We start from the raw sequence: 24,640 nt of genomic DNA on the forward strand, positions 1-24,640 counted from the left end.
AATTTGTTGGTGAAGTAAGAGCAACATTGATGCCGTATCTGTATTTTCGTAAGTTATAAATATAAATGATTTGTTGGTATCAAAGGGTAATAGAAGTAAGTTTCAAACTTAAAAATGCAATACAACTACCAATAGATGATATGAATACAGGATAAATATTTTAAAAACAAATAATGAGAGCGGTTATCCAAAGAGTACAACAAGCATCTGTAACGGTTGAAGATAAGAAGGTAGCAACAATAGGAAAGGGTTTAGTGATTCTACTAGGGGTTACGCATGAAGATCAAGAAGAAGATATCAGTTGGCTATCTCAAAAAATCATAAACCTTAGAATTTTTAATGATATAGAAGGTAAGATGAATAAAAATATTAAGGATGTTGAGGGAGATGTCATTATTGTAAGCCAGTTTACATTATTTGCAAGTACAAAAAAGGGAAATCGACCTAGTTATTTGAACGCGGCAAAACCAAATATTGCTAAGGATATATATCTGAACTTTATAGAAGTTTTTAAAAGTATGCTAAGGAAAGATGTTGGAACTGGCATCTTTGGTGCAGATATGAAAGTGTCCTTAATTAATGACGGACCAGTTACGATTATAATAGACACTGAAAATAAGGAATAATAATAATTGGTGAGAAAGTATTTCTTCTATTGGTAACTTTTAAATCACCATTAAAAGAACTTGTCAGCTGAATTACAAGAACAGGTTGTACTAAAGAAAGTCTCTTAACTGATCAAATTGTAGTATTTTTGCGCTTGACCATAGAATTTTTACATGAATATTCAAAATGCGCAACAAGCCGTAGATGAATGGATCAAACAACACGGTGTTCGATATTTTAATGAGTTAACTAACATGGCGCAACTGACCGAAGAAGTAGGGGAGGTAGCTCGCATTATAGCCAGAAGGTACGGAGAACAGAGTGAAAAAGAAAGTGACAAAAACAAGGATTTGGGAGAAGAACTTTCAGATGTTCTTTTTGTAGTACTTTGTCTCGCTAATCAAACCGGTGTGAATCTGGAAGAAGCTTTTCAGAAAAAACTGGATATAAAAACAAAAAGGGATCACGACCGACACCACAGCAATCAAAAGCTATTATAAGTTGAAAGTAGTACTATCTAAAAAATCCTATTGGAAATCCGTGCTTTTTCTGGGACTTAAGTTCATTGTAATCTTTTCGATCTTAGAATATGTATTCAATTACGGATGGACAGGTTTTAAAGACGTATACACAAATATCTTTGCTTACGGTCAATGGAAGCGTTTTATTTTATCCCGTCTGGTAGGAGGGTTGCTATATGGTATGATCCTGGGTTTCTACTTTCATAATAAACAACTTAAAGAGCAGTTATAATGACTTTACATTTAGCTCACGTGAGCCAAATTAAAAATAGTACAATCCGGATTACCGGGTCAAAAAGCGAGACTAACCGACTTTTAATTCTGCAAGCCTTATACCCGTCCTTGCAAATTGAAAATATTTCAAATAGTGACGATTCTAACTTGATGCAGAAAGCATTGACCGCCTCAGAAGAACTAGTAGATATACATCATGCAGGTACGGCAATGCGTTTTTTAACTGCTTATTTTTCAGTGTTAAAGGGTAGAACTACCGTGTTGACCGGAAGTGAACGTATGCAGGAACGACCGGTAAAAATTTTAGTAGAAGCACTTCGTACCATAGGATGTCAGATGGAGTATGTAAATAACGAGGGATATCCACCGATTAAAATTACAGGAAAAGAACCGAATAGCAGTGAAGTATCCTTATCTGCCAACGTAAGTAGTCAGTATATATCTGCAATGATGCTAATAGCGCCTTCTTTAAAAGAAGGACTTACCATTCGACTAGAGGGAAAAATCACTTCAGTTCCGTATATCAAAATGACCTTAAGTCTGTTAGAAGAAGCGGGAATTAAAGGGAATTTCAAAGATAATATAATCACCATCCCTCCGGTAACCCAGGTTCCGGAAAAGAAAATAGTGGTAGAATCAGATTGGAGTTCAGCATCCTATTTTTATAGTATTGCTGCATTGTCTTCGGGAGTTGTTTTAGAATTAAGTAGTTATAAGAAGAATAGTTACCAGGGAGATTCTGTTTTGTCTGAAATCTACCGTTCCTTTAGCGTCACTACAGAGTTTAGAGAAAATAGCATTGTCTTAACGAAAGAAAAAAATAGTGAGCTTCTGCAGGAAGAAGTTAATTTTGATTTAACCAATTCTCCGGATATCGCACAAACTATAGCGGTCACTTGTTTTGGGTTAAATATTCCCTGCTACCTTACCGGGTTGCATACTTTAAAAATTAAAGAAACCGACCGTCTGGTAGCCTTAAAAAGCGAAATTGAAAAACTGGGAGGTAACATTCAAATTACAGAAGATAGCCTACGTCTTGCAAAGCGGGAATTAATTAAAGAAGGCGTTGTAATTGAAACGTACAAAGATCACAGAATGGCAATGGCCTTTGCCCCTCTGGCTCTGACTACTAATTTAAAAATTGAAAAAGCAGGGGTAGTATCTAAATCTTACCCTGATTTCTGGAATGATTTGCAAAAAATTGGCTTTAAGATAAGTCAGGAAAAATAGGTGAGTCCATCCTTAAAGAAACTTATAAAAAGATAATCCCGTAAATACTTGACATCCCCTACCTGTACATTGTATATTTACAACCTTTTAAAATGTAAAACTGAATGAAATTATCAAACTTTAATTTTAACCTTCCTAAAGAATTACTGGCAGAGTACCCTTCAGAAAACCGTGATGAAGCGCGTTTAATGGTATTAGACCGGGAAAAACAAACCATAGAGCATAAACAATTTAAGGATCTTATTGATTATTTTGAACCTAATGATGTAATGGTCCTTAATAATACCAAAGTTTTTCCGGCAAGATTGTACGGTAACAAAGAGAAAACCGGTGCAAGAATTGAAGTTTTTTTATTGAGAGAATTAAATTCCGAAACCAGATTATGGGATGTTTTAGTAGATCCTGCCCGTAAAATTAGAATTGGTAATAAATTATATTTCGGAGATGATGAAAGTCTGGTAGCAGAAGTGATTGACAATACTACTTCGCGCGGACGTACTTTGCGTTTTTTATATGATGGCTCTTATGATGAATTCAGACAGAAATTAACAGATCTGGGAGAAACTCCCTTACCTAAATATATTAAAAGGGAAACCGAACCTGAAGATGAGGAACGGTATCAAACGATTTATGCAAAAAATGAAGGAGCCGTGGCAGCACCTACTGCTGGACTTCATTTTTCTAAACATTTAATGAAAAGATTAGAAATTAAAGGGGTAGATTTTGCAGAAATTACACTTCATGTAGGCTTGGGAACTTTTAACCCGGTTGAAGTTGAAGATTTGTCCAAGCATAAAATGGATAGTGAAGAAGCGTATATTACTAGTGAAGCCGTAGCAACTATTAATAAAGCCATTCATGGTAAACAACGAGTGTGTTCAGTAGGAACTACAGTAATGCGTGCCTTAGAAAGTGCTGTTTCATCTAATCATACGTTAAACGAGTTCCGGGGCTGGACTAATAAGTTTATATTCCCACCTTACGAATTTAGCATAGCAAACAGTATGATCACTAATTTTCATACACCTAAATCTACATTATTGATGATGGTTTCTGCTTTTGCAGGACATGATTTTATGAAAGAAGCCTATGCACAAGCAGTAAAAGAAAAGTATAAATTCTATTCTTACGGAGACGCAATGTTGATTTTATAATAACCGAATTTAGAATATAGAGCTAAATATTATTATTTATTAAAAAGACTTTAATGATAGTGTTAAAGTCTTTTTCTGTTAAAGATTTTAAAATTAAATATTGTTAAAAGTTGGTTAATTTAGCTATATTCGTCTAATTTTAAATTTATTAAGACTTATTTATTTAGTAAAACACGGTTTTTATTTTTAACTATACCGTTTTTCAAATTTAGAATTGTATATTTTATCACCTCTTCATAAAAAATTGTAAGTAAGGTGAAATCTAATAACTCAACATATGAACTTAAAATTATACTTTTTCTTCTTACTTATAAATGCCTTTATCACACAAAATTACGCACAAACCTTTGTAGGGAAAATTGGGTTTAATGATGTAGATACTTTTGATAATAAAGAACTTGTACTTAATGGTGCCGGAGCTAAAGATAAAGATTATGTAATAGCGCTATATCTAAACTTTGAAGTGGATGGTCCGGAAGATGGAATTATGGTAGCTGAAAAAGATGCAGATATGGGATTTACCATTAAGATGACATCTTCAAAAAGTAAAGAAGAATTAAAAAACCTGATTCGGATAGGCTTAGAAAGGGCCACTGACGGTAACAGCTATGTAATTGAAGAAAAGATTCGGGAATTTATAGACCTCTTACCTTCAGAAATGTTGAAACACGGGATCTTTAGGGTAAGTTATGAGAAAGGCGGCGTAATGAAGCTATACCAAAACAAAAGAATCGTAGGTACGCTTGAAGATAGTTTTGAATTTAAAAAAGCCTTTTTTAAAATATGGCTTGGAACTAATCCGGTTAATGTAGAACTTAAAAATGAGCTGTTAGGCACTTCAGATATAAATCCGGTTTTAGGATCCTGGAAAACTTTTGATAAAGAAACCGGCGTGGCCTTAAGTATTGTTCGCTTATATATGATTGATAAGAAGTTGAATGGTACCATTGAGCGTATGCTTAGAGAATCCGAAAGGGATGCAGTTTGTTATAAATGCACCGGAGAAGATAAAAACCAAAAAGTAGAAGGATTAGTGATCCTTAAAGATTTGAAATTAAAGGATGATTATAAATACGTAAATGGGCTATACACAAATATTGTATCCGGAAAAGTAGCAGATTGTCAAATTTGGATGGATGAGGATAATCAGGATGTTTTAAAGGTCCGCTACAAAGGCGGGGGAGGTGTTCACGAATGGAAAAGAATTGAAACGGATGAACCCACCAATCGTGAAGAATACCGAACGGTTAAGCGTTTTTAATATTACAATATTTACTTATGTTTTACAGCCGTACGTAACTACTTAAATTACATATTTCTTGATAAAAGATTAATTCTTTAAAATGGGTGTACGGTAAAGTATATTAAAATAAGATGATTCCAAACTTTAAAGTATTTGGAGACTACTTTTTTAAAAGCAATTTGTTTTACTAAGCGGAATCATTTTATAATATTAATTTTCAATAGTATTATGATTAGTCTTGGTTCTTGATTCCAGAAGCAATAGCGATCTTGAATCGTTAACAGACACTCATGCTTTTAATATAACACCATATATGAATAGCATCTAATTGTATTAGGTTACACTACTTTTCTGAACTATTTTTGCAAAATGAAATCTTCAAAAAAGGATATTCGCGCTTTATCCAGAGAACAACTTCGTAGTTTTTTTAAAGAGCAGGGAGAAAAAGCCTTTAGGGGTAACCAGGTATACGAATGGTTATGGAATAAAGGTGCGCATAGTTTTGAAGAGATGACAAATCTTTCTAAAGATACCCGGGTATTTTTAAACCATCACTTTGTTATTAATCATATCAAAGTAGACCAGATGCAACAAAGCAAGGATGGCACCATTAAAAATGCCGTAAAGTTGCATGATGATCTGATTGTAGAATCCGTGTTGATTCCTACCCCTACGCGTACCACAGCCTGCGTATCTTCACAAGTAGGTTGCAGTCTGGATTGTAAATTTTGTGCTACGGCCCGTTTAAAAAGAATGCGTAATTTAAACGCAGATGAAATTTTTGATCAGGTACTGGCAATTGACAAAGAAAGCAGGTTGTACCATAACCGGCCTTTATCTAATATTGTATTTATGGGGATGGGCGAACCCCTGATGAACTATCCTAATGTTATAAAAGCAATTGATAAAATTACATCAGAAGACGGGCTGGGGATGGCACCCCGTCGGATTACCGTTTCAACCTCCGGAGTACCTAAAATGATAAAAAAAATGGCAGATGATGAGGTGCGTTTTAACCTTGCTGTATCCTTACATTCAGCGATTGACGAAGTACGTACCCGGATTATGCCATTCAATAAAACCTTTCCTTTACAGGATTTAGCAGAAGCCTTACGATACTGGTATCAAAAAACCAAAAAACGAGTAACCTACGAATACGTGATCTGGAAAGGAATTAATGACCAACAGAAAGATATTGACGCACTTATAAATTTTTGTCATATCATACCCTGCAAGGTAAACCTTATCGAATATAACGCTATAGATGACCCTAGCTTTATACAAGCCTCAGAAACTTCGGTACAAGCTTATATCAGGCAATTAGAGTCTCATCATATTGTAGTTAATATAAGACGGAGCAGAGGAAAAGACATCGATGCTGCCTGCGGGCAATTGGCAAATAAGGGATAATAAAAGGAATGGGATACGCATTAAACTATTTGGTTTTCTGGTTACCCCACAGCCAAAGATTTATAGTATCTTCGTACGGACATAGTTAATTTCTTTTTTTTGAAAACTGTAGAGCAGATCAAGCAACCTATTCTCGAAGAAATGGAACTTTTCGAAGAGAAGTTCTCACAATCGATGTCCTCTAAAGTAGCACTGCTTAACAGAATTACCCATTACATTGTAAAAAGAAAAGGAAAACAAATGCGGCCTATGTTTGTTTTTCTTTCCGCCAAACTTGTTTCCGGAGGAAAAATTCTAGAACGTACGTATCGCGGAGCTTCTGTCATTGAATTAATTCATACTGCTAGTCTTGTACATGATGATGTAGTAGATGACTCTAATCAGCGAAGAGGTTTTTTCTCAATTAACGCCCTTTGGAAAAATAAAATTGCCGTTCTGGTAGGAGATTATTTGTTATCCAAAGGCATGTTGGTTTGTATAGACTACAATGATTTTGATCTTTTAAAAATAATTTCCGTAGCCGTTAGAGAAGTAGTCGAAGGAGAATTACTCCAAATTGAGAAAGCCCGTAATCTGGATATTACCGAAGAGGTGTATTACGAGATCATCCGTCAAAAAACTGCTACTTTAATTGCTGCCTGTTGTAGCTTGGGAGCATGTTCGGTAGCCCCTGCCACAGAAGCTGTAGAAGATATGCGAAAGTTTGGTGAATTAATTGGAATGGCCTTTCAAATAAAAGATGATTTGTTTGATTACGGGGATACGGCTATCGGAAAGCCTACAGGTATCGATATTAAAGAACAAAAAATGACCCTCCCGTTAATTTATACCTTAAACACTTGTAGTAAACAAGAAAAACGCTGGTTAATTAATAGCGTTAAGAATTATAATAAAGATAAAAAACGGGTTAAAGAAGTAATTGCTTTTGTAAAAAATACCGGGGGATTGATCTATGCTGAAAAAGTAATGCACAACTATAAAGATAAAGCGCTAGCCATCTTAAAAAGATATCCGGATTCTGAGTATAAAGAAGCATTGGAGTTGATGGTTACCTTTGTTATTGATAGAAAAAAATAATTTTATTATTTTAACTAATTGGTACATAATTAGTTGTTTTCATTGTTTTAAATTTTAAAAGTCTTCAGGCAACCTAAATATAAAAATATACGTCTTACAAGAAAGCAATCAGGTTAAGACAGCTACAGGGTGAAAGTGATTAGATTTTATACAAACGAAAAACAGCTAATTAAAAGAGCCGGAGATAATCAACGGGATGCGCAACGTAGGTTATATGAAACCTATGCTCCTAAGATGCTAGGTGTTTGTAGAAGGTATATCACCGACCAACAGTTTGCCGAAGATGTAATGATTGGTGCTTTTGCAAAAGTCTTTTCAAAGATAAGTCAATTTAAATTCGAAGGAAGTTTTGAAGGTTGGGTACGTCGTATCATGGTGAATGATTGTATTTCTTTTATCAGAAAACAAAAACGACATGTATACGTAGAGGAATTTGTGGATACCTCAGCATCTTACTACGATGATTACCATCAGCACCTCGAAGTCGAAGAAATTCAAAAACTTATCGATACTTTACCGGATGGATATAAAATGGTTTTTATACTCTACGCAATTGAAGGATATAAACATAAAGAAATTGCAGAAGCTTTGGATATTTCAGAAAGCGCCTCTAAAACACAACTTTTTAAAGCTAGAAAATTATTGCAACAAAAAATTAATAATGTAAATATAAAGAACGATGGCACCTTTAAAGTTTGAAGAAGAAATGAAGGAGAAGTTTGAAGCAAGAACGATACAACCTTCGGAGAATTCATGGGATCAATTAGAAAGCTTATTAGATAAGAATCAAAATAAAAAGGTTAATAATAAATTCAGTTATATTTTAAAAATAGCAGCAGCTTGTATAGGATTGATTTTTATAGTTTCGATTTACCTTTTAAATAACCAGAAAGATAAATCTATAAATACTATTGTAGATAGTAACGATGCTCCTAAGCATAACTTCATAGAAGACACCCTTAAAAATACAAACAATAAAAATGAGTATTTACGTAGTACCCAACAGTATCAGCTTACAGAACATAAAGGATCGATAGATTCTGTAAAGGAACGTAAAGTGATGGAACAACCAGTGGTAGCAAATACATCAAATAACATAGTTGATCATAAAAAAATACAGAAAGCAGTGCTGACAGAAACGACGAAAATATCACTAGAAAGGATGGATAGTATTAATATTAATTCAAAAGTTAGACAACTAGCCCTAACTGTAGCTTCTCTTGAGAATAATAATACAGTAGTTAGCGATCAGGAAATCGATAGTTTATTAAGGCAAGCGCAGAACGAAATCCTTCAGGAAAAAATTAAAAATGCTGATACGGTGGATGCCTCTATGTTATTAGCAAGTGTAGAAGCAGAGCTGGATGAGTCTTTTAAACAAAAAGTATTTGATGCTCTTAAATCAGGGTATAAAAAGATAAGAACCGCAGTAGCGCAACGAAATAATTAACAAAATTCATCAATCAAGGTTGTACTTCCCTTCTTGGTAAAAGGAGGGCAGGTACTACCACAAACACCTAATTATTATGAGATATGTATATATTTTCGCCATGGCGATGGTACTAACTAGTGTCCAATATGTGACCGGACAAGAACAAATTCCTAATCCAATAAATCAACTCAAAGAAGAAAAAGATCAGGTGGTTCAGTCAGAAAAAGCAATATTAAAAAATAAGGTAGCGGCAATTAACAACAGACTGGCAAAAAATGAAATTTCTAAAGCAGAAGCACAACGTCAAAAAGAATTATTAGCTAAAAAACATGCTCTTAATATCGAAAACAAATTAAACATTTTAGATAGTAAAATAGCCTTATTAGAAAGAAATGGCTTGGCTTACCCTTTAAACGAAGAACTTACTATTGATGAAATACAAAAGGATTCAGTTACAACAACAAAACAAAATACAATTGTTTTTAATTTTGGGAATAAAAAAGAAAAAAAAGTAAAATACGATCGCCGTACCACCAATCATATTGTAATTGGAGTGGGATTTAATAATGCAATTGCAAACGGGCAGTCCATTAATGATTTAGATTATAAACTAGCAGGTAGCCGATTTTTTGAATTAGGTTGGATGTGGAGTACCCGGGTTTTTAAGAACACCAACTTTTTAAGATTGAATTATGGGCTATCCTATAGTTCAGAAGGACTGAAACCTACGGATAATCGTTATTTTGTAAGAAGAGACGGTATAACGGCGTTGGAGGGATTCAGGGTGAATCTGGATAAATCAAAATTCAGGTTAGATAATTTTATAATACCCGTACATTTTGAGATAGGAACTTCACGATTTATACAAGAAGAAGATCGTATTAGATACAATACTTCACATCAATTTAAATTAGGTATTGGTGGTTTTATTGGAACAAACATAAGTACCCGACAAAAGTTAAAATATAAGGAAGATGGAGAAGATATTAAAGATAAAATAAAAACGGATTATAATACTAATGATTTTCTGTACGGGGTAAGTAGTTATATTGGTTTTGGGGATACTTCCGTATACTTAAAATATACCTTGTCTCCAATCTTTCAAGATCAGGAAATAGATCAAAATAATATTTCTTTGGGGGTAAGGTTTGACTTATAGCACTTAAGAACAATAATGAAGGGTGTAAAAATGTATTTTTTCAAATTTATTTTGAGTTTTATTAAATTTTAGTATCTTTAAAATTAACTAGTATTTTAAACATTAAAATATGGTTTTCTTGAGGGAAATAACTATAAATTTTCCTTTATTTGGAAGAAATTAAAGACTTGGAGATATTACTAATAATATAACACTAGTGAATTAAAAATCAAAAGGTCTTAAAATTTATATCGCTGAAATAAAAAACTAACTAGTTCTTAACCTATAGAATATGGTAATATGGAAAGAGGTTGTTCAATACGAATGATCTCTTTTTTTTTTGAACGTAGGTAAAAAGTCATTATAAAATTAAAATAACATTTGTCATATATGTAACGACAATTGTTGTATATTTGTAAAAAAATATATGTCTGCAGCTATTGATTTTTTTACAAGCTCTGATAGTGCTTTTATAAAAGGTGCTAATGATGATAATCGTTCGCTTTTATTAATCAGGTTAGTCAGAGAAGGTATTCCTTATAAAGAATTTGAAAAAATTGCCACCTGGTCTCCCTTTACTAATAAAGACTGGGCGCATTTCTTAAATATATCCATACGTACACTAGAGCGTCATAAAGAAGATGTCAAAGTTTTTAAACAAGAACAAAGCGAGAAAATTGTCAGTATCTATCAATTAATGCATTATGGCACTTCTGTTTTTGAAGACGATACGCTTTTTTTTAATTGGCTGTACGTAAATACACTTACGCTAGGTGGAGTTTGTCCTAAAGATTTGCTGGATACTACCATTGGGATACAAGTGGTAAGAGATGCTTTAGGCCGGTTAGAGCACGGGGTATTAGCATGATAGTATACCGTTTGTCTAAGGGTGCTTATAAAAATGACCTTTCCGGTTTCGGTGCCGAAAAATATGGTGGGCGATGGAACAATAGAGGTACCCGTATGATCTATACCGCACAATCCAGGGCGCTTGCAAATCTTGAAGTAGCCGTACACGTACCGCTCAATATGTTGCCTAGAAACTATTATATGGTTAGTATTAAAATTCCGGATGCTTCCATACAAGTATTTAATACCGATCACCTGGATGATCCTATCTGGCGCTTACATCCGCCTTCTGAGATTACCCAAACAACTGGAGATCAATTTATTGCCACAAATGATAAGCTGGTATTAAAAGTGCCATCCGCCATTGTTCCGGGCGATTTTAATTACTTGATTAATCCAGTACACCGTGACATTTCAAAAATTAAAATTATAGATACCACTCTGTTTGATTTTGATCAACGCTTGTTTAGATTGTAAGTATCTTAATAATTTTAAAATTACAGGCTATAAAAAGCCGTTCTATTCCTTTACTTTTGTAGGTGCCAATTACCTGACCTATGATTCACAAAAATACCGTTGATGCAGTATATGACGCCATTCGTATTGAAGAGGTGATCGGTGATTTTGTAACGCTTAAAAAATCAGGTAGTAATTTTAAAGGTTTAAGCCCATTCAGTGACGAGCGTACCCCTTCTTTTATGGTATCCCCGGTAAAACAAATCTGGAAAGATTTCTCAAGTGGAAAAGGGGGAAACGCCATTGCTTTTATTATGGAACACGAGCATTATTCGTACCCCGAAGCGATAAAATACCTGGCTAAAAAATACAATATAGAAGTTGAAGAAACAGAGCAAACCAGTGAACAAAAAGAAAAAGCAAATGAAAAAGAAAGTTTATTCCTGGTTAATGAATATGCAAATCAATTCTTTCAGCAGAAGTTAACGGGCAGTGAAGAAGGGAAGGCAATCGGATTAACCTATTATAAAGAAAGGGGCTTTACTGAAGATACTATTAAAAAATTTGAGTTAGGATATTCTCCCGATCTCTGGGATGCTTTTACCAATGCAGCTATTAAAAGTTCTTATAAATTAGAATTTCTGGAAAAAACGGGGCTTACTATTGTAAAAGAAGCCAAGGACGGAAGTCAAAAAACCTTTGATCGTTTTAAAGGACGTGTGATGTTTCCTATCAAATCTTTATCCGGAAGGGTACTTGGTTTTGGGGGTAGAATTTTAACCAATGATAAAAAGGCTGCTAAATACCTTAACTCCCCACAAAGTGAGGTATATGATAAAAGTAAAGTATTATACGGAATTTATCATGCAAAACAAGCTATTGCAAAAGAGGATGAGTGTTACCTGGTAGAAGGCTATACGGATGTGATTCAGTTTCATCAAACCGGGGTAGTAAATACGGTTTCTTCTTCAGGAACAGCCTTAACTCCGGATCAGATACGATTAATCAGTCGGTTAACCGCTAATATTACCGTTCTATTTGACGGCGATGCAGCCGGGATAAGGGCATCTATACGGGGGATCGATTTAATCTTAGAACAGGGGATGAATGTGCGTATTTGTACCTTCCCCGCAGGAGAAGATCCGGATAGCTTTGCCCGTGAAAATACACTTCCGGAACTTAAAGAATATCTTAATCAAAACACTCAGGATTTTATACAATTCAAAGCTTCTTTACTACAAGAAGAATCAAAAAATGACCCTTCTAGAAAAGCAGAAATGATCACCGATATGGTACGAAGTATTTCTAAAATACCGGATGCCATAAAAAAAGAACTATACGTACGTGAATGTGCAAGGATTATGGAAATTTCTGAAGAAGTGCTATTTAATACCCTGGCTCAGACTTTAGCAGGAGCTGAAAGAGAACAACAAAAGAAAATAGCGGTTTCTAAAAAACAAATGGAAGTCGTACCAGATACTTCTCAACCTGTAGAAAAAGTAAATCCGCAATACGAACTGGAAAAAAAGATCATAGAAATCCTGTTGTTATACGGTAAAAAAGAAGAAGAATTTGAGGACCTGGTCTTAAAAGAAAATGAGGATGGAGACCTGGTGCCGGAATTAGAAAAACATACCATGTGTGTTTTTGAAAAAATCTTTTTAGACCTTCAGGAAGATGAAATTGAATTTACTAATGAAACTTTTAAAGCAGCTTATAACATACTTATTGAAGAACTAAATCTTGTTGAAACTTTTAAAATAGAGAATTTTATTAATAAAATGACCCCTGAAATCGCATCTCAAATTACGGAGATTATTATGAACGAAGAAAAGTATGAACTTCACCGTTGGGATGATAAAGAAATTCACGTAAAACAAAAAGACTGGACGGTTGCCCGTTATGTTTCTGATGTTATTCTAAACCTACGTAGGTTTTTAATTAATTTAAAAATAGAAGAACTATTAGAAAATTTTAAAAAAGACACTTCAATCTCAGAAGAACTAAATCTTGAAGAAATTAAACAGGACGTTATGGACTATACCCAACTTAAAAAAGTATTGTCTAATAAATTAAACCGAGTAGTATAAATTACCTAATTATAATTAAAAAGTTCAGTTGATATGTAGCAGACGGGATTGATGTATCAAATCCGCCAGATTATCAACTTTTAATTTTTTAAGTAAACGCGTTTTATAGGTACTTACGGTTTTTTCATTAATAGAAAGCGTACTGGCGATGTCTTTATTACGCTTACCCGATGATAAGAGGTTAAGTACTTCAATTTCCCTAGAAGAAAGCTTTTTATACTTTACCACCATATTGTTCTTTTCCGTATTGCCATTAGCTAACTGTTGGGTAAGGTTATCATTCAAATAGATACCTCCGCGTGCCACTTTTTCAATCGCCTTTTTTAAAGTCTTGGTAGATACGGTTTTTGATAAATACGCAGAGGCTCCTGCCTTAATAGCACTTAATGCATACATTTCTTCGGGATGAGAACTAAAGATAATCACTTTAATTCCGGTAAATTCTTTCTTAATGGTACGTAAAGCAGTAATTCCGTTGATTTGAGGAAGATCTAATTCCATAATCAATAAATCCGGAGTTTCCCCTTTTAGCACATCGTACATTTCATTACCATTACTAACTTTTCCTACAATGTTAAAATTGTCAATATTTTTAAGTAGTGATACGATTCCTTTGCGTGTAATAGGATGATGGTCAGCAATTAATACATTTGTCATTACGTTTGTGTTTGTAAATGTTTAAGGCGTTTCAAAACTTAAACAATTATTAAAGATTTACTACTTTGTGTGAATAATATAACGTAAAATTACTAAGAAGTAGTATTATAACCATCAAATTTATTCTTTCCTCGATTAAGTGTTTACTATAATAGATGAACGGGTATTTTGCACACCGGAATGGGTAGCATTTTATGCTGATTTACCGTATTTAGACGGGTGTAAATCTCAAAAACTTCTTTTTTCCTACCCGAAAAATCATCAGAAGTTTTGCTTTGTTCACTCATTTTCATAGCCCATTCCAATTCGTCGTAAGAAGCACCCAGTTGATCTTCATCACTACGGTTATCCCCAAAAAGACCATCGGTAGGAGCAGCCTCCTGAATGCTTTGCGGTACTTCCAGTGCTTTGGCCAAGGCGTAAACTTCACTTTTTAATAAATCGGCAATAGGACTAACATCCACACCGCCATCACCGTATTTAGTATAAAAACCAACGCCAAAATCTTCTACCTTATTTCCGGTTCCTGCTACCAGGTATCTATGTAATCCGGAAAAATAATAGAGCGTGGTCATACGTAAACGGGCTCTGGTATTAGCCAGGGCTAGATCAGATTGCGGATCTTCTTTTTCTTCCGGAACAGCCGTAATTAAAGCTTCATACACCGGGTTCAGGTTTACTTCGACATTGGTTACGTTTGCAAACCTTTTTTTAAGTTGGTTAATGTGTTCTCTGGCGCGCGATACCTGGTTGGCTGACTGATGAATTGGCATTTCCACACATAAAGTTCGCATTCCGGTTTTTGCACATAATGTAGAGGTAAGCGCACTATCAATACCGCCACTTACTCCAACTACAAAACCGGTTTGCCCGGATTTAGTAGCATAATCTTTTAGCCAATTCACAATATGATCAATAATTTTTTCTGTTTTCATAGCAAAATAATTTTAAAATTAAAAAATATCAGTTCCGATCATACCTGGGATAGGATGCTGTAAATACCTTAATTTTACCTTTGGAACTGATATGAGTATTAAAGCGGATAAAATTAATAAAAAAAGAAAGCGTTACAGAGGTAAGTTATTAATTTATAATAACATTATCACAACCATTTTTATAGTAGCATTGAACGTTTTATATGATTATAAATTTTTATGAATATCTATTATACATTGCTAATTATTGCCTTGCCTATGATGCTGGTAAGTTGCTCCGAAGATCAAAAAACCAAAGACGAAATAGCCGGTATCCCGGTCAATATTTCAATCGAACGTTTTGACCAGGAATTTATAAACCTGGATAACCAAAAGTTAGCTGATTTAAAAGTTACCTATCCCTTTCTCTTCCCGCCTCAATTTCCGGACAGTATCTGGTTAAAAAAGTCTGTAGATACGTTACAGGCAGAACTAAGTTCAGAGGTTTTAAAAAAATTTCCAAGCTTAGAAAAGTCAGAAGATGAAATTAAAAATCTGATGCAGCATATACAGTACTATTTTCCGGAAATAAAGGTGCCACGAGTAGTGACCATTACCTCAGATGTGGATTATCAACAAAAAATAATCCTGGCTGATAGCCTTCTATTAATTTCGCTAGATACATATCTAGGTACGGACCATTATTTTTACCAGGGCATCCAGCAGTTTATCAAAAAGAATTTTAATGCAGACCAGCTTACCTCAGATATTGCCGCTCGGTATTTAAAAGAAATTATTCCGTTACCATCTGATCGTACTTTCCTGGCAAATATGATTTATTATGGTAAAGAACTCTATGGCAAAAGCAAGTTATTACCACAAAGTAGCGAAGCACAACTGATAGGATATACCGATGAAGAATGGCAGTGGGTCTTAGAAAACGAAGAACAGGTTTGGCGTTACTTTATAGATAGGGAATTATTGTATAAAACCGATAAGAATTTGAGTACCCGGTTTTTGTACCCTGCTCCATTTTCAAAATTTAATCTTCAACTGATTGATAACGAATCCCCGGATCGTGTAGGTAGGTTTATAGGTTGGCAAATCGTAAAATCATTTATGCGCAATAAGGACGTATCTTTGCGACAACTTATTAATGAAGATGCTGACCAGCTATTTAAAGCATCCCGATATAAACCAAAAAAGAATGAGTAAAATACATACTTCAGAAATAAAAATTGATGTGTCGCTTGATGAAAATAAGGTGCCGGAAAAATTAAAGTGGACGGCAAAAGACGGGGGAGTTATAAATGAGGAAACCAAAGCGATGCTTTTATCCGTATGGGATCCTAAAAAACAAGAAAGCCTACGTATTGATTTATGGACTAAAGATATGCCGGTAGATGAAATGCGTTTATTCTTTTATCAGACGTTGGTATCTATGAGTGATACGTTTTACCGTGCTACTCAAGACGAAAAAATGACGGCTACCATGAAAGATTTTTGCGACTACTTTGCAGAAAAATTAGATCTTATCAAGAAGTAATTGATAAATTTTATTATGAAAATTAATTTGGGGTTAGTGTTATAAAGCAAAAACTATAAGTTTTGTAATATCTCAGTTGAGTTTGAAATTAAACATAGTATCAATCATACTGAAGCAAATGCAAAAATATGCCCGAATATGACGGATATATAAAAAACGCCTGGAGAAGAATCAGGCGTTTTTTATGTTATAAATTTCGGTCAACAATTTAGATTTAAACTCAGTTAATTATTTACTTAATGTTATTTTAAACTTTTATATCTCGTGTATTTTTCTGTACGGCTATGGCCGAAAAAAGACTCAAAATAAAAGACATTGCATAAAATCCTTTCTCACTCAATGTTAATTCGGCATTCCATAAAACTATAATTAGCAATAGGATAGAAGCCAAAGAACAAAACCAACTAATTCCTGAATAAATTTCAGTTACCGGAATACCTTCCATTCGGTCACGTACACTTTTTTGTACTGAAACTACAGCAAAAAGTCCAAAGAGTAAGATAGTAAAATAATAACCTTTTTCATTTAACTCCATTACTGCGTTCCAGAGTCCAATACAGTAAGAAGTCATTCCTGTGACTAGAGCAATCCAAGAAACTGAAATAAATGCCTTAGTTGGTTTTAGTCCGATATTCTTTGTACTTGCTTCCTTTTCGTTAAAAATTTGATTTTCCATAATAATAAGTTTTAAAAATGATTTTCTGATTAATTATGGTACAAAAATGAGGGCTTTACCAATATTAAAAAATTCAGTTTTAAGTAAAAACTTACGATTAAAGTTTTGCTTTATTTTATTTATTATATTGAAAAATAATTAGTTAAATAATAAAAATCATACGATTAAAAATGCTTGATAAGTTAATTTCTGTACTATCTAAAGAAGAAAAGAAAAAGTTTATTAAGTATCTAAAGAGTAGGAACAAAAGAAATGATAGCAAAAATATTAAGTTGTTTGATTTATTAAGTTCAAATCCGTTGATTAAACATCCGGATGTTCATCTTTATGATCATACTGCTAAAAATCAATATTACGCCGTGGTCAACAGGCTTACTAACAACTTAATTGATTTTATTGCTGTTAGGCATTTGGACGAGGAAGAAACAAAAGATGTTACTCTTATTAAATGGATAGCAACCAGTCGTGTCTTATTGCAACATAATGAAATTAAGGAAGCATTTAATTTATTAGAAAAAGCAGAAAAAAAAGCAATAAAAGGCGAACTCTACACATATCTACATGAAATTTATCAGATTCAAATCCAATATGCTCATTTACAACAAAAAGAAACCCTGGATCAAATTCTTGGTAAACTAAGGGGTAATCAAATAGCATTACAAAGGGATAGTAATTTAACTGTACTATATGCTTCTATAAAACAAGTACTTATTCGTACAGATATAGCACAACAATCCATTCCTCTGGATCAGGTGATCCGTCAGATTTTAAATCAAACCGGGATAATTATTACGGCAGACCTTTCTTTTAAAGCCCTATATCAATTGATTCACCTGTTTTCAGAACATGCAACGGTGCGAAGAGATTTTTACACGGTCTTACCTTTTATGGAAGAATGTTACCGAATTTTTAAGGATAAATTAAAAACCATCGCAAATACAGAGTATCAAATTGAAATTCTCTATATCATAGGAAATGCTTTTTTTCGTAATAAATATTTTCTGAAAGCTTGGTCCTACGTAAAAGAAGCAGAGCAATTAATTAAGAATACTTCAAACAAACCTACAACTTCATCCAGAAACATATACTTATTAAAATCGCTGCTTTACAATTACACCGGAGCCTCGGAGAAAGCTATTCTACTTTTAGAATCTATAAAAAAAGGATCAACACGTTTCTCTGTTGATTTTGAATTTAAGGTACACCTCAGTTTACTAGTGTTTTATTTTCAGCAAGAACAGTATAAAAAGTCTTTACGTATATTTTCGCTTTTTGAACATACGGATGCCTATTATCAAAAACGAATAGGGCAGGATTGGATTGTTAAGAAAGACCTTGTCGAAATTTTATTACGTATAGAATTAGAACAAATTGGTTTAGTAGCATCCCGATTAGCCAGTTTTTTAAAAAAACATAAAAAATACCTTCGTGCTATACATGAGGATAGGGTGTTAACCTTTGTAAGCTTAATTACCTATTATCATAAGCACCCCGAAAAAAGAAAAACAAAGTATTTTATTGATAAAATTGAAGTTTCTTTTAAATGGAAAGAACATTCGCAGGAAGATATTTATGTAATGAGTTTTTATGCCTGGCTTAAAAGCAGAACCTCAGGAGGATCACTTTATACAGTAACCCTGGATTTAATAAATGCTACCTAGTCAATCCCTAAAAATTAGGTTTTGAGGTATTTAGGATGGGTTTATTGTTTTTATAACGATGTGTATAAAATAATTTTTTAAACTCTTTCTTAAGTATGGCTCTCCTGGCGGGAAGTACTAAATTTATAGTACTTCTATACCGTAAGAATCTACTCAGTGATGGATATCCTCTTAATTCCGGAATTACTAATACAAGTATTTACACCATTTTGTAAATAAAGCCATGTGATTCTAACTGCCTGAAAAAACTGTTATCAACTATAGCTAAAGAGATATTAAATAATCTAACCTCTTCTAAAAGAACAACCAATTATTAATTTTTATAAAGAATGGATTTTTTAGGTATTTTGTATGATATGTATAGGGATTTACACATAACCACTTAAAAAACAAAAACGCCCGGTAAGGGCGTTTTTAGAACAGTTACTATTTAGAAACTTACTTGTTTTCAACAAACAGAGTTGACGTAAAATATCATTAGATAATTTTTAGTTACTTAATATTTATAGAGCATTAAAGTTTAGGTATTTATACTTCTTTGAAACCATCATTTTCTATAATTATTATAAAGCACAAGCAGGTGCTTTTACAATTTCGAAAATACCATTATCATTTCTACCTGTCATATAAAGCCAACCCTCATAAAATTCAAAATTTGTAATATCAATATCATAGTTTTCATCAACACCTTCTAATTTGGGAGATGTAATACTAAGATCTAATTTTTTTATAATAGTATTATCTGAGCCATCCAAAGGATTCAACAAAAGGTATAAATTATCTCCGTTTAGAGTCATATCATTAACAATATATGCATCCTTATCACCAGAAAAAACTAGTGTTTGTTTTATATTAGGGTCGTCTACATTAATCTTGTAAATACGAAACCCCTTTTCACCACCTTGGATCACTGTATAAAGAGATTGTTTCTCAAATAAAATATGGGTAGCAATACCAATATCCTGACTAAAAGTAATAACATTTGTAGGTTTAGGTGGCGATTGCGTAAGATCCATCTTCATAATATTTCTATTATCGGTCTTAAATCCTCCAACCATATACATATCATTACCTTTAATGGCTTTGCTTCTAGCTCTGTAATCATCTATTGCTTCAACTAAGCTTGGCTCTTTTATACTAGTATCTATCTTATAAATTTTAAAGAAATCAATTACATTATCTACAGAAACATAAAGTATATCATCTTTAAATACTAGATCGTATACCCATCCCGTTATATTTTCACTAACATCAACAACTTTTATGGGTAATGCATTAGTATCAGAAAGATCTAACTTATAAATAGCCACTCCTGGGGGTCCTAAACCAATCAATTTTGTTTGTGCATAATAAATGTATCCGTCTTTAAAGGTAAAGTTTCGATAGAGAAATTCAGAGCTAGAAGCAACAGGCAATACCGTATCTTCGCATGGCACAAGTTTATGAGTAATAGATTGCTCAACATCTTGATCACATGAAAGTGTTTTTACGGTTACAAAGAATTCGGTCTCGCCTTCTTTTAATTGCCAGGATATACCACTGGTTGTAATACTATCCATGGTGTGGGTCCCATCTTTATCAATTACCTTCCATGTATATATAGCGTCTTTGGTAATAGAAGAAGTTGCTTCTACGGTAACTTTTGCTTTATTGTTAGCATCCTCTTGTAAAGCAAGCGAAACCTCCGGACAAATTTCGTTAACCATGCTATCCTCATCAGTATCACCAGTATTATCATCTTGGCTACAGGCTGTAATACATAGTAGTAATGTTAGAAGGCTAAGCTTTATATATTTTAAAACGCGTAATCTAAATCTTAATTCAGAATGGTTGCTTTCCAGTAGCTCTTTACTTTTTGTTTTTAGTATCATCTTTTTAAATTTATGGTGATTTAATAGTATAACGGGCAACATCATAAAAACCCTACCATAAAAACTTACATTAACAATAAAAGTTTAAAAGAACACCATCCTGTCAAACAGTATTATGAGAGATCAAGAGATAAGGAATCGCTTAATAACTTAGTAACTAAGTAACCCCATAACCAAAAAACCAGTGCCTTTTGCCTAGTGCCTATTCGACTAATAAAACAACCCAATAACCATAAAACTTTTGGCTATTGCCTAGTGCCTATTCAACTAATAAAACAACCCAATAACCATAAAACTTTTGGCTATTGCCTAGTGCCTATTCAACTAATCAAATAACCCAATAATTATCAACTAACAACCAGTAACCAACTAAAAACCCTACTTAACAGATCCTGAAACTTCCTGATTGATACTGTCTATATATTGTAATACTTCATCTCTTCCTAATCCGGAACTAGATGAGGTTATAAGGTAATGCGGTACTTCTTCCCAATAAGTTAATAATTCGTTTTTATAAGCTTCAATCTGAACTTCCAGTTTTTTTTCTGATAGCTTATCCCCTTTAGTAAAAAGAATAGAAAACGGAATTTGATTTTCTCCTAGCCATTGCATAAATTCCAAATCAATTTTTTGAGGCTCATGTCGGCAGTCAATCAAGACAAAAGCAGAAACCAGTTGGGTTCTTTTGGAAAAATAGGCAGTAATAAATTTTTGAAATACTTTTTTAGAAGATTTTGAAACCCGTGCATAACCATACCCTGGTAAGTCTACTAAAAACCAGCTTTTATTTATCAAAAAGTGATTAATTAACTGGGTCTTACCCGGCCTTCCTGAAGTTTTAGCCAGGCTTTTACGCTGGGTCAACATATTTATTAGAGAAGACTTACCCACGTTAGAACGTCCGATAAAGGCATATTCAGGTAAACGCTCCTTTGGGCATTTACTAACATCACTATTACTGATCACAAATTCGGCACTGGTAATTTTCAAAATACTATGGGTTTATGGTCTAAAACAGTTACAAAGATGATAGTTACAATCCTCTTTCCTGTAACCATGTGTGTAGAATTTTATTAAAAGCCTCCGGATGTTCCATCATAGCAGCATGTCCGCATTCATCAATCCAAAAGAGGTCAGAATCAGGTAATAACTTATTAAAATCATCCGCAACTTCAGGTGGAGTAACATTATCATCTTTACCCCAAATAATACAGGTAGGCGTTTTCATATTAGGTAAGTCCGAAGCCATATTATGTCGGATAGCACTTTTTGCAATGGCCAAAGTCCGTATAAGTTTATTCCGGTCATTTACCGTAGCATATACTTCATCTACAATTTCCTTAGTAGCAATTTTCGGGTCATAAAAGACATTTTCAGCTTTGGCTTTGATATAATCATAATCCCCTCTTTTAGGATAGCTCTCTCCCATAGCACTTTCATAAAGTCCTGAACTTCCGGTTATGACAAGTGCTTTGACTTTTTCAGGAAACATTTTACTCCCTAACAAAGCAATATGGCCTCCCAGAGAGTTACCTAGTAGAATAACCTTTTGATAACCCAGTGCATCAATAAATTCTCCCAGGTACTTAGCAAATGTACCTACACTTGTTTTGATAAGGGGCATGTCATATAGAGGTAGTTCTGGGATTAGTACTTTATATCCTTTTCCTGGAAAGAAGTCCACAACACCACCAAAATTACTTAAGCCTCCCATCAACCCATGCAATATGATAATAGGAGTACCCTCTCCGGATTCTAAATAACTAAATTTTCCTTGTTTTTGTAACTCGTGTGTCATTAAAGCTCTTTGCAAACTCTTAGAGCAAATATAGCACTTTCAAAATAAGTTTCACCTTTTTTCAGAAATAGTCATTAGGTATTTTTATTAAGTAAATTTTCAGTATTTACATTAATTTTCCATAAGAATTTAATAGGAATCACACTAGCTTTTTTCAATTTTTCAAGGCTAGTTTCCTTAACATTTTTAGGGGCTTTTATACTACATATCAGCCATTTATTAAAAAATTATTTATTAACAATGTGGTAAGAAGTGGTAGAAAGTGGTAATTTTTTCAATATATTTGACAATAGAACTTTAAAGTAAACGCTGTTGACCCATCTTATTGGTACATACGAATGTAAGGCAGATGCTAAAGGCAGATTAATGCTTCCGGCCGCTTTTAAAAAGCAGTTGGCACCCGTTTTACAAGAGGGTTTTGTACTGAAAAGAGGCGTGTTTCAACCCTGTTTGGAATTGTATCCCATGAAAGAATGGAATTTATTAATGCAAAAGATGAATAGGTTGAACAGGTTTAAAAAAAAGAATAATGATTTTATAAGAAGGTTCACGGCAGGAGTAAAGATGATAGAGATAGATGGAACCGGTCGCTTATTAATTCCAAAAGACTTAATTGTATTTGCCGGAATTACTAAAGAATTGGTTTTATCCTCAGCAGTGAACATTTTAGAGATATGGGATAAAGATAAATATGAACAGGCAATAGATGATGCAACCTCAGATTTTGCAGATCTAGCTGAAGAAGTAATGGGATTTGAAGATGATGGTAATGAGTTATCATAATTCGGTATTATTAAAAGATACGGTAGACGGCTTAAATATTCGTCCGGATGGCATATACGTGGATGTTACCTATGGGGGAGGTGGTCATTCCAAAGAAATTCTAAGTCGGTTATCTGATACCGGTAAGTTATATGCATTCGATCAGGATGCCGATGCTCAAGATAATATCATTGATGATCCCAGATTAGTGCTTATTCCGGAAAATTTCAGGTATATCAAACGTTTTCTACGCCTCTTTGGGATTAAAAAAGTAGATGGTATTCTGGGAGATTTTGGAGTCTCTTCGCATCAGTTTGACCAGGCCGACCGTGGTTTTTCCACGCGATTTGAAGCCAGATTGGATATGCGAATGAATCAAAATGATTCCATATCTGCCATCGAAGTTTTAAATACTTATGAGGAAGAGGGTCTTCGAAAAATGTTTTGGGATTATGGCGAATTAAGAAACGCTCCTAAACTGGCTCGAACCCTTATTTCAGCCAGAAAAAATAAAACGATTGAAAGTAGTACGGACTTAAAAGAAATTTTACAGGCTTTTTTACCAGCTCATAAAGAACACAAAATACTCGCACAAATATTTCAAGCAATACGTATAGAAGTTAATCAGGAAATTCAGGTTTTAAAAGAATTTTTACAGCAAACCCCCGAGTTATTATCTCCGGGAGGTCGGTTAAGCTTAATCTCCTATCACTCCCTGGAAGACAGATTGGTAAAACGCTACATCCGCAGTGGTTTATTTGAAGGAGAACCTGAAAAAGATGTTTTTGGAAATATCTCGGTACCCTTTAAAAAAATAAACGGACTGATTGTACCAGGCGTCGAAGAGATTAGACAAAATAATCGGGCCAGAAGTGCCAAGTTGAGGATAGCAGAACGTATAGCAAATTAAGGGAATAGTAGATAATTAGTAATAGTAAAGTACCCTACGTGAGTATTAAATTTTATGACATATTAAAAGGTAATTTCTTAATCGCAGATGATGCCATTAAAAATTGGAGGATGTTATTATTTCTTTCCTTTCTAGCCATTGTTATGATAGCCAGTTCTCATAATGCAGAAAGCAAGGTGCATCAAATCGCAAAACTAAATAATGAAGTAAGAGAATTACGAACACAGTTTGTAGACGGACGTACCGAACTTATGCAGTTAAAAATGGAGTCTTCGGTGATTACAAAAATGAATGAAATAGGAATTAGTCGTCCCACGGTTCCGCCTAAAAAAATTATTGTTAAATCAGGTAGCTAATTGGCCATTAAAGAAAAACACATATTAAGTAGGTTTTACCTCGTGGCAG

The 24,640-nt window shown here is 33.8% G+C and carries 26 protein-coding genes; 20 read left to right on the forward strand and 6 right to left on the reverse strand.

Annotation, left to right across the window (positions count from 1 at the left end; all coding sequences use genetic code 11):
* Nucleotides 1-173 precede the first annotated feature (173 nt).
* The 14 genes from dtd (at nt 174) to dnaG (ending at nt 13,440) form a co-directional block, all read left to right on the forward strand.
* Nucleotides 174-626 carry a D-aminoacyl-tRNA deacylase gene (gene dtd, locus NBT05_RS08425; RefSeq protein WP_265773045.1) on the forward strand — a complete coding sequence of 151 codons (453 nt, stop codon included), beginning with the start codon at nt 174-176 and terminating at the stop codon, nt 624-626.
* A 153-nt stretch (nt 627-779) separates the two neighbouring features.
* On the forward strand, nt 780-1,106 hold the full coding sequence (locus NBT05_RS08430) for a nucleotide pyrophosphohydrolase (protein ID WP_265773046.1): 327 nt from the start codon (nt 780-782) through the stop codon (nt 1,104-1,106).
* Nucleotide 1,107: 1 nt separating this feature from the next.
* A complete protein-coding gene (locus NBT05_RS08435) occupies nt 1,108-1,359 on the forward strand; it encodes a hypothetical protein (RefSeq protein ID WP_265773047.1) in 252 nt (83 codons plus the stop codon).
* Nucleotides 1,359-2,591, forward strand: a complete 1,233-nt coding sequence (locus NBT05_RS08440) for a 3-phosphoshikimate 1-carboxyvinyltransferase (protein ID WP_265773048.1) — start codon at nt 1,359-1,361, stop codon at nt 2,589-2,591. The genes NBT05_RS08435 and NBT05_RS08440 overlap by 1 nt, the downstream gene beginning before the upstream one ends.
* A gap of 104 nt (nt 2,592-2,695) precedes the next feature.
* Nucleotides 2,696-3,745, forward strand: coding sequence for a tRNA preQ1(34) S-adenosylmethionine ribosyltransferase-isomerase QueA (queA, locus tag NBT05_RS08445; protein ID WP_265773049.1), 1,050 nt, complete (start codon nt 2,696-2,698; stop codon nt 3,743-3,745).
* A 277-nt stretch (nt 3,746-4,022) separates the two neighbouring features.
* On the forward strand, nt 4,023-5,006 hold the full coding sequence (locus tag NBT05_RS08450; protein ID WP_265773050.1) for a chalcone isomerase family protein: 984 nt from the start codon (nt 4,023-4,025) through the stop codon (nt 5,004-5,006).
* A gap of 351 nt (nt 5,007-5,357) precedes the next feature.
* Nucleotides 5,358-6,398, forward strand: a complete 1,041-nt coding sequence (gene rlmN, locus NBT05_RS08455) for a 23S rRNA (adenine(2503)-C(2))-methyltransferase RlmN (protein ID WP_265773051.1) — start codon at nt 5,358-5,360, stop codon at nt 6,396-6,398.
* A 99-nt stretch (nt 6,399-6,497) separates the two neighbouring features.
* Nucleotides 6,498-7,475 carry a polyprenyl synthetase family protein gene (locus NBT05_RS08460; RefSeq protein ID WP_265773052.1) on the forward strand — a complete coding sequence of 326 codons (978 nt, stop codon included), beginning with the start codon at nt 6,498-6,500 and terminating at the stop codon, nt 7,473-7,475.
* A 129-nt stretch (nt 7,476-7,604) separates the two neighbouring features.
* Nucleotides 7,605-8,174 (forward strand): RNA polymerase sigma factor, encoded by a 570-nt coding sequence (locus NBT05_RS08465; RefSeq protein WP_265773053.1) that lies wholly within the window; start codon nt 7,605-7,607, stop codon nt 8,172-8,174.
* Entirely contained in the window at nt 8,155-8,925 is a 771-nt protein-coding gene (locus tag NBT05_RS08470; RefSeq protein WP_265773054.1) for a hypothetical protein, read from the forward strand. Before NBT05_RS08465 ends, NBT05_RS08470 begins: the two co-directional genes overlap by 20 nt.
* A 76-nt stretch (nt 8,926-9,001) precedes the next feature.
* A complete protein-coding gene (locus tag NBT05_RS08475) occupies nt 9,002-10,066 on the forward strand; it encodes a hypothetical protein (RefSeq protein WP_265773055.1) in 1,065 nt (354 codons plus the stop codon).
* A gap of 406 nt (nt 10,067-10,472) precedes the next feature.
* A complete protein-coding gene (locus NBT05_RS08480; protein ID WP_265773056.1) occupies nt 10,473-10,913 on the forward strand; it encodes an antitoxin Xre-like helix-turn-helix domain-containing protein in 441 nt (146 codons plus the stop codon).
* Nucleotides 10,910-11,371, forward strand: a complete 462-nt coding sequence (locus NBT05_RS08485; protein ID WP_265773057.1) for an RES family NAD+ phosphorylase — start codon at nt 10,910-10,912, stop codon at nt 11,369-11,371. Before NBT05_RS08480 ends, NBT05_RS08485 begins: the two co-directional genes overlap by 4 nt.
* A gap of 80 nt (nt 11,372-11,451) precedes the next feature.
* Nucleotides 11,452-13,440 (forward strand): DNA primase, encoded by a 1,989-nt coding sequence (gene dnaG, locus NBT05_RS08490; RefSeq protein ID WP_265773058.1) that lies wholly within the window; start codon nt 11,452-11,454, stop codon nt 13,438-13,440.
* A 24-nt stretch (nt 13,441-13,464) separates the two neighbouring features.
* Here dnaG and NBT05_RS08495 read toward each other — a convergent pair whose 3' ends face one another.
* Entirely contained in the window at nt 13,465-14,097 is a 633-nt protein-coding gene (locus NBT05_RS08495; protein WP_265773059.1) for a response regulator, read from the reverse strand.
* A gap of 146 nt (nt 14,098-14,243) precedes the next feature.
* On the reverse strand, nt 14,244-15,032 hold the full coding sequence (gene nadE, locus NBT05_RS08500; RefSeq protein WP_265773060.1) for an NAD(+) synthase: 789 nt from the start codon (nt 15,030-15,032) through the stop codon (nt 14,244-14,246).
* 219 nt (nt 15,033-15,251) lie between these two features.
* Here nadE and gldB point away from each other — a divergent pair, with 219 nt between their 5' ends.
* Entirely contained in the window at nt 15,252-16,226 is a 975-nt protein-coding gene (gene gldB / locus NBT05_RS08505; RefSeq protein WP_265773061.1) for a gliding motility lipoprotein GldB, read from the forward strand.
* Complete coding sequence (gldC, locus tag NBT05_RS08510; protein WP_265773062.1) at nt 16,219-16,557, forward strand: gliding motility protein GldC; 339 nt, start codon at nt 16,219-16,221, stop codon at nt 16,555-16,557. The genes gldB and gldC overlap by 8 nt, the downstream gene beginning before the upstream one ends.
* Before the next feature lie 247 nt (nt 16,558-16,804).
* On the opposite strand, the gene yiaA is transcribed toward gldC, so the two are convergent.
* Nucleotides 16,805-17,233, reverse strand: coding sequence for an inner membrane protein YiaA (gene yiaA / locus NBT05_RS08515; RefSeq protein ID WP_265773063.1), 429 nt, complete (start codon nt 17,231-17,233; stop codon nt 16,805-16,807).
* A gap of 170 nt (nt 17,234-17,403) precedes the next feature.
* Here yiaA and NBT05_RS08520 point away from each other — a divergent pair, with 170 nt between their 5' ends.
* On the forward strand, nt 17,404-18,894 hold the full coding sequence (locus tag NBT05_RS08520) for a hypothetical protein (protein ID WP_265773064.1): 1,491 nt from the start codon (nt 17,404-17,406) through the stop codon (nt 18,892-18,894).
* Between the two features lie 563 nt (nt 18,895-19,457).
* Here NBT05_RS08520 and NBT05_RS08525 read toward each other — a convergent pair.
* From NBT05_RS08525 to NBT05_RS08535, 3 genes are all read right to left on the reverse strand, one after another.
* On the reverse strand, nt 19,458-20,810 hold the full coding sequence (locus NBT05_RS08525; protein ID WP_265773065.1) for a hypothetical protein: 1,353 nt from the start codon (nt 20,808-20,810) through the stop codon (nt 19,458-19,460).
* 333 nt (nt 20,811-21,143) lie between these two features.
* Entirely contained in the window at nt 21,144-21,755 is a 612-nt protein-coding gene (yihA, locus tag NBT05_RS08530; protein ID WP_265773066.1) for a ribosome biogenesis GTP-binding protein YihA/YsxC, read from the reverse strand.
* Between the two features lie 43 nt (nt 21,756-21,798).
* Nucleotides 21,799-22,563: an alpha/beta fold hydrolase gene (locus NBT05_RS08535; protein ID WP_265773067.1), complete on the reverse strand. Its 765-nt coding sequence runs from the start codon at nt 22,561-22,563 to the stop codon at nt 21,799-21,801.
* A 312-nt stretch (nt 22,564-22,875) separates the two neighbouring features.
* On the opposite strand from NBT05_RS08535, the gene mraZ reads away from it, so the two are divergent.
* Genes mraZ through NBT05_RS08550 form a run of 3 tightly spaced genes read left to right on the forward strand, consistent with a single transcriptional unit; the run spans nt 22,876 to nt 24,591 of the window.
* Entirely contained in the window at nt 22,876-23,346 is a 471-nt protein-coding gene (gene mraZ, locus NBT05_RS08540) for a division/cell wall cluster transcriptional repressor MraZ (RefSeq protein WP_265773068.1), read from the forward strand.
* The gene (gene rsmH / locus NBT05_RS08545; RefSeq protein WP_265773069.1) at nt 23,333-24,235 is read left to right on the forward strand and encodes a 16S rRNA (cytosine(1402)-N(4))-methyltransferase RsmH; all 903 of its coding nucleotides are present in this window, start codon (nt 23,333-23,335) and stop codon (nt 24,233-24,235) included. Before mraZ ends, rsmH begins: the two co-directional genes overlap by 14 nt.
* A gap of 38 nt (nt 24,236-24,273) precedes the next feature.
* Nucleotides 24,274-24,591 carry an FtsL-like putative cell division protein gene (locus NBT05_RS08550; RefSeq protein ID WP_265773070.1) on the forward strand — a complete coding sequence of 106 codons (318 nt, stop codon included), beginning with the start codon at nt 24,274-24,276 and terminating at the stop codon, nt 24,589-24,591.
* The last annotated feature ends 49 nt before the right edge of the window (nt 24,592-24,640 follow it).

Origin of the sequence: Aquimarina sp. ERC-38 (genome assembly GCF_026222555.1) — a bacterium.
In the GTDB taxonomy this organism is placed as follows: domain Bacteria; phylum Bacteroidota; class Bacteroidia; order Flavobacteriales; family Flavobacteriaceae; genus Aquimarina.